Annotated in this window: 7 protein-coding genes; 4 read left to right on the forward strand and 3 right to left on the reverse strand. The window is 66.2% G+C overall.

Going from position 1 to position 9,912, the window contains the following annotated elements:
* Positions 1–965 precede the first annotated feature (965 nt).
* The 3 genes from CKO27_RS22530 to CKO27_RS22540 all read right to left on the reverse strand — a co-directional run bounded on the left by CKO27_RS22530 (position 966) and on the right by CKO27_RS22540 (position 3,048).
* Positions 966–1,460 (reverse strand): SixA phosphatase family protein, encoded by a 495-nt coding sequence (locus CKO27_RS22530; protein WP_242471080.1) that lies wholly within the window; start codon positions 1,458–1,460, stop codon positions 966–968.
* A gap of 110 nt (positions 1,461–1,570) precedes the next feature.
* Positions 1,571–2,446, reverse strand: coding sequence for a fructosamine kinase family protein (locus tag CKO27_RS22535; RefSeq protein WP_200377163.1), 876 nt, complete (start codon positions 2,444–2,446; stop codon positions 1,571–1,573).
* Positions 2,443–3,048 (reverse strand): HNH endonuclease, encoded by a 606-nt coding sequence (locus tag CKO27_RS22540; protein WP_200377164.1) that lies wholly within the window; start codon positions 3,046–3,048, stop codon positions 2,443–2,445. Before CKO27_RS22540 ends, CKO27_RS22535 begins: the two co-directional genes overlap by 4 nt.
* A gap of 463 nt (positions 3,049–3,511) precedes the next feature.
* Here CKO27_RS22540 and CKO27_RS22545 point away from each other — a divergent pair, with 463 nt between their 5' ends.
* The 4 genes from CKO27_RS22545 to rlmD all read left to right on the forward strand — a co-directional run bounded on the left by CKO27_RS22545 (position 3,512) and on the right by rlmD (position 9,858).
* Positions 3,512–5,761, forward strand: coding sequence for a primosomal protein N' (locus CKO27_RS22545; protein WP_200377168.1), 2,250 nt, complete (start codon positions 3,512–3,514; stop codon positions 5,759–5,761).
* Between the two features lie 179 nt (positions 5,762–5,940).
* Positions 5,941–7,722 carry an arginine--tRNA ligase gene (gene argS / locus CKO27_RS22550; protein ID WP_200377165.1) on the forward strand — a complete coding sequence of 594 codons (1,782 nt, stop codon included), beginning with the start codon at positions 5,941–5,943 and terminating at the stop codon, positions 7,720–7,722.
* 1 nt (position 7,723) lies between these two features.
* Positions 7,724–8,353 (forward strand): SPOR domain-containing protein, encoded by a 630-nt coding sequence (locus CKO27_RS22555; protein ID WP_200377166.1) that lies wholly within the window; start codon positions 7,724–7,726, stop codon positions 8,351–8,353.
* A 176-nt stretch (positions 8,354–8,529) separates the two neighbouring features.
* On the forward strand, positions 8,530–9,858 hold the full coding sequence (gene rlmD / locus CKO27_RS22560; protein WP_200377167.1) for a 23S rRNA (uracil(1939)-C(5))-methyltransferase RlmD: 1,329 nt from the start codon (positions 8,530–8,532) through the stop codon (positions 9,856–9,858).
* The last annotated feature ends 54 nt before the right edge of the window (positions 9,859–9,912 follow it).

A 9,912-nucleotide genomic window follows, 5' to 3' on the forward strand; every position in this document is an offset into this window, starting at 1 on the left:
AAGGTTGACTTCGAGACGTCTACACCAACCCAACAGGTTTCAGAATGCATGCTCATCCCTCCCTATACCCCGCCTTGCAGAATCGGGCTTTACGCCCTGGCAACTGTTCGGGTTGTTGAGGAAAACCCCGCATCGACCCAAGCTCTCCCACGATCTCGAAATCAGAGGGGTTACGGTCTGAGACGGGTAAAACAAACCTACAACCGGACAAAACTAACTTACAAGGGGCGGGGACGGCTTGGAGCCGAGGTATTTACGCATCCCATAGGGAGTAGAAAGACAGTTCCTGGACAAGATCGACGAACATTGCGCCATATTTACGCATCCCATAGGGAGTAGAAAGCGCAGCACAAATGCCGCACCGGCCAGGACGCGCGCTATTTACGCATCCCATAGGGAGTAGAAAGGGCGGATTTGTATGTGGGCGGGATTTGGCCCGAGACATTTACGCATCCCATAGGGAGTAGAAAGCTGAAGTCCCCGGAAGTCGACTTTCAGCCGGGAGCGCACTAGTTCAAGGTGTTGCTCGCGGCGCTGGCCTAGACGATTCTCACCACGTTGATCCTTAATCCGGAAATCCGAACCACAAAGGCGCAAAGGACTCGAAATACAAGGGTTGGCCATGCGCCTGGTACTCACCCTCCGGGTGACTGTCGTAATCAAAGCAACTCGTTGAAATAATTTGCGTTCTTTGTGCTCTGTGCTCTTCGCGGTTCAACGACTTTTTATAGATTGAAAGCTTGTTCGATGGTGCCCCAATCGAGGGGATCGGCGCGTGGAGCACTACCGGCTTGTTCAAGCATCCGGGGCTATCGTTAGAGTCGGGATGACTGGCCGGGAGAAGGCCGGGAGGCTTGCCCTATCTGGTCCGATGTTGCCCGATAGGGCACTCGAAACCAGTCGTTGGGTGACTACGGCAAGCGCTGGAGAGATCGAGCGGAAGCTGGGGCGGGATCTTCGTCCCGCTAGAGGCTGCGTGGGCGGGTGATGGAGACGAGTTGCGCGCTTCCGGGTCCGAGCCGACTCCAGTCGTCGGGCATTTCAAGACGCGCCACGGTGGCGGTCGGCAGGAGCTTGCCGTCGTCCGGGTGCTCAAGATCCTCGCCGACCAGGTACATGAGCAGTTCCTCAAGCCCTGGATTGTGACCGATGATCAGGACGGTGACGGCCTGTTCGGGACAGCGGGACAAGACGCCAAGCAAGGCCGGGAGGCCGGCCTCGTAGAGGTCTTCATCCCAGATGATCCGCTTTTTCTTGAAGTCGAGTCGCTTGCAGACCTTGGCTGCGGTCTGGCGGGCACGTTCGGCCGGCGAGCTGACGACATGGTCCGGAACCAGACCCTCGCGATAGAGCCAGGCGCCGACCTTGGGCGCGTCGCTCTTGCCTCGCTTGGCGAGCGGGCGCTCGAAATCCGTCGAGACGAGCGACTCCCAATCCGACTTGGCGTGACGGAGCAGCAAGAGTTCTCGGGGCCGATGAAAGAGGGGGTCGGCGTAGTTCAAACCGGGCGTTAAACCTGCCTGTGACAACCATGGCCGGGTTTTAACACATTCGTCATGTTGGCGTAACCTCAGCCGGTTTCGGCGAGGAGCCGTTCGATCATCGCTTGCGACTGGCTCAGGTAACCACCGCCGAACAGGTTCAGATGGTTGAGGATGTGGTAGAGGTTGTAGAGGATCTTGCGGATGGCATAGTCGGGATCGAGCGGCCAGGCCTCGCGGTAGGCCGCCTGGAAGGCGGAGCCGAAACCGCCGAAGAGTTCGGTCATCGCCAGGTCGGTCTCGCGGTCGCCATGATAGACGGCGGGATCGAAGATGACGGGCTGTCCGTCCGGGGTCGCGCCGATGTTGCCGCCCCAGAGGTCGCCGTGCAGGATCGAGGGCGGCGGGCGGTGCCCGATCAGCGCCTCGAGCCGGCCCATCAGCCGCTCGCCCGCCGTCAGCAGACGGCCGCCATAGCCATTGGCGGCGGCGATGGCCAACTGAGGGCCGAGCCGATGCTCGCGCCAGAAGTCCACCCAATCGTCACAGGGCGTATTGCTCTGAGGCGTGGAGCCGATGGTGTTGTCGCGATGCCAACCGAAACGCTCGGCGCTCACGCGATGCAACTCGGCCAGTTGACGGCCCGCCAGGGCGCCATCGAGACGTCCGCCGAGATCCAGCAACTCCATCACCAGAAAGCTCCGGTGAGCCGCGACGCCGGTGCCTAGCGGCGCGGGTACGCGGATGGCCCTGGCGGCGGCCAGCGCCGCGAGCCCCTCCGACTCGGCCTCGAACATCCCGAGCCGCTCGGGCGTGTTGAGCTTGACGAAGAAGGCGCGCCGACCGTCGCTCAAGGCGGCCGCGGTGTTGATGCAGCCGCCGCCGATCGGTCGGTTCCGCTGGATCCGGAAGGGCTCTCCGGTGGTGGCGCCGATCCACTCGGCGATCAGGCCCCATTCGCTCACTTGGACAAACCTCGTCCGAGCCGGCGATGCAAGGGGCTGGAGCGTGGGAAGTGGGCGCGCAGGAACTCCATCTGATCGGCCAGGACGTGGCGGCTCATCAGATAGATGTACTCGGCTCGGGTCGGCATGAAGGGCACGGCCAGCAGTTCCATCCCCGCGTCCTCGGGAGAGCGGCCGGCCTTGTAATTGTTGCAGCGCAGACAGGCGGTGACGACATTGCGCCAGGTATCCTCGCCGCCCTTGCTGGTCGGCCGCACATGGTCGCGCGAGAGGAGTCGGGGGGAAAAGCGGTGACCGCAGTACATGCACATGTGGTCGTCCCGCTGGAACAGGGTGCGGTTCGAGAGCGGCGGAACATAATCGCCCTGAAGCTTGTTCGGGCCGTGATGGAGCGCGTGGGTCGCGATGATGGAGTGGATTCTGAGCTGGCTTTGAACGTGCGTGACCGCGTTGATCCCGCCGCGCAGCAGAAACAGGGCGTCCCCGCAGGAGTAGGCGACCTGGCCCAAAAAGTAGAGCCGGGCGGCGACCCGATAGTCGATCCATTCCAGGGGCAGGCCCGCCAAATCCGTTCGCAGCACCTGTTGATTGAGTGGCAACATAGTTGGATACGGCTCGGAATTTGCGTTCATCATACAGGCTTGCCTCGGGGGCGCAAACCAGGGGCGCGGTCGATCTCGAACCTGTGCCGGGAGCGCCGAAGCCGGGTTCGATCGATCCTGTTCCCAAGTCTAACCGCTTGATCATTCACACCCCACAAGCCGAGCCGGCGATCGCGCCGAGTTCCCGGAACCGGGGGCGACGGCCAACCGGTCGAAATCCATAAGTCATTGATAAAAAAAGAGTTGCCATGAGGTGGTCAGGGTATGGCCGTTTCAACGGAAAGGGTGTGCCGGCACAGGCTTGCGAGTGCTGCCCAAAGGTTTTCCCCAGACTTATCCACAGATATTGTGAACAACCCCGGATGACCGCTTGGCGGCCCGCCCCGCGCGCCAATCCGAGCGTCTGTCAAGACATCCGGCCAAGGGGATACCCCAAGGCATTCGCCCGGCTTCGCTCGGACGGATGAGTCGCCAGCCGGACCAAGCCGAGTTCGAGGAGCCTGGCGGCATCCTGCGCGTCGCCGTGGACGCGCCGCTGGCCGAGACGTTCGACTATCTCGCCCCGAGCGGCCTGTCGCGCGAATCCTTGCGGCCCGGCCTGCGCCTTCTGGTTCCCTTCGGCCGGGGCCGACGGGTCGGAATCCTGATCGAGATCAGGGATCAGTCGGACCAGGATCCCGCGCGGCTCAAGCGGGTCGAGGCGGTGCTGGATCCGCGCCCGCTACTGACGCCGGCGGACCTGGATCTTCTACTGTGGGCGGCGGCCTACTATCACCAGCCGATCGGCGAGGTGCTCTTCAGCGCGCTGCCGGCGCGGCTGCGCTCGCCCGAGCCCCTGCTCGACGAGCAACGTCCCGGTCTCCAGGCGACCCCGGAGGGGCTGGCGCTGGATCTGGAGCAACTCAAGCGTGCCCACAAGCAGCGGGATCTTCTGACCCTGCTGCGCGAGGCGCCCGAGGGTCTGGCCTTGACCGAACTCGCCGCGCGGCTCGGCGATTGTCGCGGGCCGATCCGCGCGCTGCGCGACGGGGGACTGATCGGGGATTGCCGGATCGCGCCCCTCGTCGACCCGGCGGCGATGGCCGCGACCAGCGCCTCGCCCGGTCCCGATCCGAACCCGGAGCAACGCCAGGCCATCGAGTCGGTGAGCGCCGCGCTGGGCGGCTTCCGTGCCTTTCTGCTCGATGGCGTGACCGGCAGCGGCAAGACCGAGGTCTACATCCAGTTAATCGCGACCGTGATCGCGCGCGGCGGGCAAGCGCTGGTGGTGGTGCCCGAGATCGGTCTGACCCCACAGCTTCGGGAGCGCTTCCGCCAGCGTCTCCCCGGACCCATGGCGGTCCTGCATTCGGCCCTCGGCGCCGGCGAGCGCGAGCGCAACTGGCACAGCGCGGCGCGCGGCGAGGCGCGGCTGGTGCTCGGAACCCGCTCGGCCATGTTCGCCCCGCTCCCGCGCCTGGGGTTGGTGGTGGTCGACGAGGAACACGATCCCTCGCTGAAACAGCAGGAGGGCTTCCGCTACTCGGCCCGCGATCTGGCCGTGCGCCGCGCCCAACTGGCGGGCTGTCCGGTGGTGCTCGGCTCGGCGACGCCGTCGCTGGAGACGCTCAACAACGCCCGGACCGGACGCTATACCTGGCTGCGTCTGACACGCCGGGCCGGACGCGCCGAACCGCCGCTCATTGCCCTGCTGGATATCCGCGACCAGCCCTTGCAAGCCGGGCTCTCGCCCGTGCTGCGCGAGCATATGCGCGCCGAGATCGCCGCGGGCAACCAGATCCTGCTGTTCCTGAACCGCCGGGGCTACGCGCCCCTGCTCACCTGTCACGCCTGCGGTTGGGTCGGTGACTGTCCCCATTGCGACGCGCGACTGACGCTGCATCTGGGTCAGCGACGGCTCTGGTGCCATCATTGCGGCTGGTCGCGCGCGCTGCCGACGCGCTGTCCCGAATGCCAGAGTCACGACCTGAGAATGCTCGGACGCGGCACCGAGCGTCTGGAGGAAGACCTCAAGCCGCTCTTCCCCTCCGCCAGCATCGCCCGCGTCGACCGCGACAGCACCCGGCGTAAGGGCGAACTGGCCCGGCTGTTCGAGGCCGTGCGCCAGGGCGAGATCCAGATCCTGCTCGGCACCCAGATGCTGGCCAAGGGCCATGACTTTCCGGGCGTGACCCTGGTCGGCATCCTGGAACTCGATCAGTCGCTCCATGCCAGCGATTTCCGCGCCGCCGAGCGTACCGCCCAGCTCATCGTGCAGGTCGCGGGGCGCGCCGGCCGGGCCGAGCGTCCCGGCCGGGTGGTGTTGCAGACCCGCCACCCCGAACACCCCCTGCTCCAGTCGCTGTTGCGCGATGGCTATGCCGGATTCGCCACCGCCGCCCTGGCGGAACGCGAGGAGGCCGAGCTGCCGCCCTACGCCTATCTCGCCCTGGTTCGCGCCGAGGCGCCCGGCGAGGGCGACGCGCTGGCCTTCCTGCGCGAGGCGCTGGGCCTCGGCGAGTCCATCGGCGAGCCCCGGATCCAGTTGCTGGGTCCGGTACCGGCCCCAATGGAACGACGCGCCGGGCGCTATCGCGCCCAACTCCTGGTCCAGTGCGCGGAGCGCCCGCGGCTGCAACGCTTCCTGAGCCGCTGGACGCTGGCGATCCGGGGACTGCCGAGGCGCGGGGGACTGCGCTGGTCGCTGGATGTGGATCCGCAAGATATGCTCTAAGTCACCGATTCAGGTATCCTTATGCGCCGGTTCGGGACCCTGGCGCCGCGCGGATCCAGCGACCGAATCCCTTCATCCAACCCATCGCGGACCACGTCGGCGGCGAGCCGACCCGGGAGCCCTCGCGCGGCTCTCCGGGGCGTCTGTACCCATTCGACGCAATCGAGTCGTCAACCTGCATGAAGCAAGACATCAAAGAACTCCTCTCCGCCGCCCTCGCCAGGCTCGTCGCGGATGGCCAGCTGGCCGTCACCGAGCTTCCCGAGCCCCAGGTGGATCGCGCCAAGGACACGACCCATGGCGATTTCGCGACCAATCTCGCGATGGTGCTGGCCAAGCTCGCCCGCGCCAGGCCGCGCGAGCTGGCCGAGCGTCTGGTCGCGGCCCTGCCCGACTCGCCCCTGGTCGCGCGGGTGGAGATCGCCGGCCCCGGCTTTATCAACTTCTTCCTCGCCGAGGACGCCTACCGCGGCGTGATCCCCCGGATCCTGGAGTCGGGACACGACTACGGCCGCGGCCACGTCGGCGCTGGAAAACGGGTGCAGGTGGAGTTCGTTTCGGCCAATCCCACCGGCCCGCTGCATGTCGGACACGGACGCGGCGCGGCCTATGGCGCGGTGGTCGCGGACCTGCTGGCGGCGGTCGGTTTCGACGTCCATCGCGAGTATTACGTCAACGACGCCGGACGCCAGATGGACATCCTCGGCACCTCGGTCTGGCTGCGCTATCTGGAGCTGTGCGGCGAGAACCTGAGATTCCCGAGCAACGGCTACAAGGGCGACTATGTCTGGGACATCGCTGCCACCCTGCATCGCGAGCATGGCGACGCCTACCGGGTGGACGCGGACCAGGTTCTCGCCGGTCTGCCGCCCGACGCCCCGCTGGAGGGGGAGCCCCAGGACCAGGCGGGTGACAAGGAGGCCCATATCGACGGGCTGATCGCCACCGCCAAGCGTCTGCTCGGCGACAACCGCTACCGTTATGTCTTCGAGCTGGGGCTCAACACCATCCTCGACGATATCCGCGCGGATCTGTCCGAGTTCGGCGTCGACTATCAGGAATGGTATTCGGAGCGCTCGCTGACCGAGAGCGGCGCGGTCAACAAGGCGATCGAGCGGCTGCGCGAGTCCGGCCACCTCTACGAGAACAACGGCGCGCTCTGGTTTCGCTCCACCGCCTTTGGCGACGAGAAGGACCGGGTGGTGGTGCGCGAGAACGGTCAGAGCACCTATTTCGCCTCCGACATCGCCTATCACATGGACAAGCTCGAACGCGGCTTCGACCGCGTCATCGATATCTGGGGCGCGGATCATCACGGCTACATCCCGCGCGTCAAGGCGGCGCTCCGGGCGCTGGGCGACGACAGCGACCGGCTCGATGTCCTGCTGGTGCAGTTCGCCATCCTCTATCGCGGCGGCGAGAAGGCGCAGATGTCGACCCGCTCGGGCGAATTTGTCACCCTGCGCGAGCTGCGCCGCGAGGTCGGACGCGACGCGGCGCGATTCTTCTACATCATGCGCCGCTGCGAGCAGCACCTGGACTTCGACCTGGATCTCGCCAAGTCCGAGTCCTCGGACAACCCGGTCTACTACGTGCAGTACGCCCACGCCAGGGTTTGCAGCGTGCTGCGCCAGGCCGCCGAGCGCGGGCTGGTGATCGAACCGAGCCCCGGCGCGACGCATCTGGAGCGCCTCGCGGAGGATCACGAGCAGGCGCTCTTGCGGACCCTGACCCGCTATCCCGAGGTCGTGGAGACCGCCGCGCTCAAGGAAGAACCCCACCAGCTCACCAACTATCTGCGTGAGTTGGCCAACGAATTTCACACCTACTACAACGCCCACCCCTTTCTCGTGGAGGACGCCCAACTGCGCGACGCCCGGATCAAGCTGATCCTGGCCGCGCGTCAGGTACTCCGTAATGGCCTGGGTCTGATCGGCGTCTCGGCGCCAGAGAGCATGTAAGATGTCCAAGGACTATCGTCGCGGTCCCCGCCTCCCGCCGACGCCGCCGCAGCCCCAGCCCAAACACAAGCAGAACCGCACCTGTGTCTGGTGGCTCATCATGGGCGTGGCGCTCGGCGGGGTCGGTTCCAACGCCCTGACGTCCAAGCGGGCGGGTCCGGTCGCCCCGGCGGAGACCGCGGCCGGACCCGAGGGAACCGGGCAACCTCCGGCGGCCAAGCCGAGGTTCATGTTCGAGGAGATCCTGAGCGATAACGAGGTGGATATCGGTCAGACCCCGCCTCCGCCGCCGTCCGCCCCGCGACCACAACCCCCCGCGACTCCGCCAACGCCCGTCGATGGAAGGACGGCGACGCCGGAGTTGCCGCCGGCGGAGCCCACCGAGCAGCCGCGCGCCGGAACCTACGTGGTGCAGGTCGGCTCCTTCGGCCGCGCGGCCGATGCCGAGCGTCTGAGGGCGCAGCTCGCGCTCCTGGGCCTGTCGACCAGCGTCCAGAGCGCGACCCTGGCCAACGGCAAGACCACGCACCGCGTGCGTACCGGCGGCTATGCGAGCAAGCAGGAGGCCGAAAAGGTGCGTTCACTGCTCAAGAAGCATGGCAAGGACAGCCTGGCGTTTCCGATCAAGTAGAGGTCGTGAAGCTGTTCAACCCGGCCTGGGCCCGCCCCGTGGATGGGCCAAGCCCCTGCTCGGGCGCTGGTATCGAACGAGCAAGCGTCCCGGAGGCCCATGTTAGGTACGCATCGCGCACCCTATCCGGCACGGTTCAAGAGACCATATCCCACAGGTTACGAGCGAGACCCTCATTGTCGAGAAAACGCAAACCCATCCCCAGCGAGCCCGTCGAGGCCCTGATCGAAACCCTGACCCATGAAGGCCGTGGCCTGACCCATGTCGACGGCAAGGCTGTCTTCGTGGATGGCGCGCTGGCGGGCGAGCGCGTGCGCTTTCGCTATACCCGTGTCCAGCGCCGTTTCGACGAGGCGGTGGTTGAGGAGGTTCTGACCGCCTCTCCCGACCGCGTCGAGCCCAAGTGCGCCCATTTCGCCGTCTGCGGCGGTTGCAGCCTGCAACATCTGGACGCCGGGGTGCAGATCCGCGTCAAGCAGGAGAGTCTTGCCGACGTCTTCAGCCGCATCGGCAAGGTGACCCCGGAGCGCTGGCTTACGCCGCTCACGGCCGGACACTGGGGCTACCGCCGCAAGGCGCGGCTTGGCGTGCGGCATGTGCTCAAGAAGGGCCGGACCCTGGTCGGCTTTCGCGAGCGCCGCAACGCTTTCCTCGCCGATCTGACCCGCTGCGAGGTGCTGCATCCGGCGGTCGGCGAGCGTCTGGAGACCATCGGCGCGACCATCGATCGCCTGAGCATCCGCGACCAGGTGCCGCAGATCGAGATGGCCATGGGCGATGGCCCCTGCGTGCTGGTGTTCCGCGTCATGGAGCCGCCGAGCGCCGAGGACGAGGCGCTATTGCTGGAACTGGGCGAGCGCGAGGGCTTCCACATCTATCTCCAGGAGGGCGGTGTCGACAGCATTCGCCCGCTGCCGGGGCAGGCCGTGGATCTGAGCTACAGCCTGCCGAGCCATGGGGTCGAGATCGCCTTCCTGCCGAACGATTTCACCCAGGTCAACCTGGAGCTGAACCGGCGCATGGTCGATCAGGCGCTCGATCTGCTCCAGGTTCAGCCGGAGGACCGGGTTTTGGATCTCTTCTCCGGCCTGGGCAACTTCACCCTCCCGCTGGCGCGCCGGGCCGCCTCGGTCGAGGGCGTGGAGGGCGACGCCGGGCTGGTCGCCCGCGCCATGGCCAATGCCGAGCGTAACGGCCTCCCCAACACGCGCTTTCATGTCGCGAATCTGCAAGGCGAACTGGTCGATGAACCCTGGACGCGCGAACGCTTCGCCAAGGCCCTGATCGACCCGCCGCGCACCGGCGCCCTGGAGGTGCTGGACTGGCTGCCGCGTCTCGGGGTCGAGCGCCTGCTTTATGTCTCCTGCAATCCCGCGACCCTGGCGCGCGACGCCGACCGCCTGGTCAACGGGCTTGGCTACCGGCTCCTGGCGGCGGGCGTGATGGACATGTTTCCGCACACCAGTCATGTCGAATCCATGGCCCTGTTCGAGCGGCGTCGCTGATGGGTGTCGAGATCGAACGCAAGTTCCTGGTCGCGCGGGATACCTGGTGGGCTG

The sequence above is a fragment of the Thiocystis violacea genome (genome assembly GCF_016583575.1).
Lineage (GTDB): Bacteria > Pseudomonadota > Gammaproteobacteria > Chromatiales > Chromatiaceae > Thiocystis > Thiocystis violacea.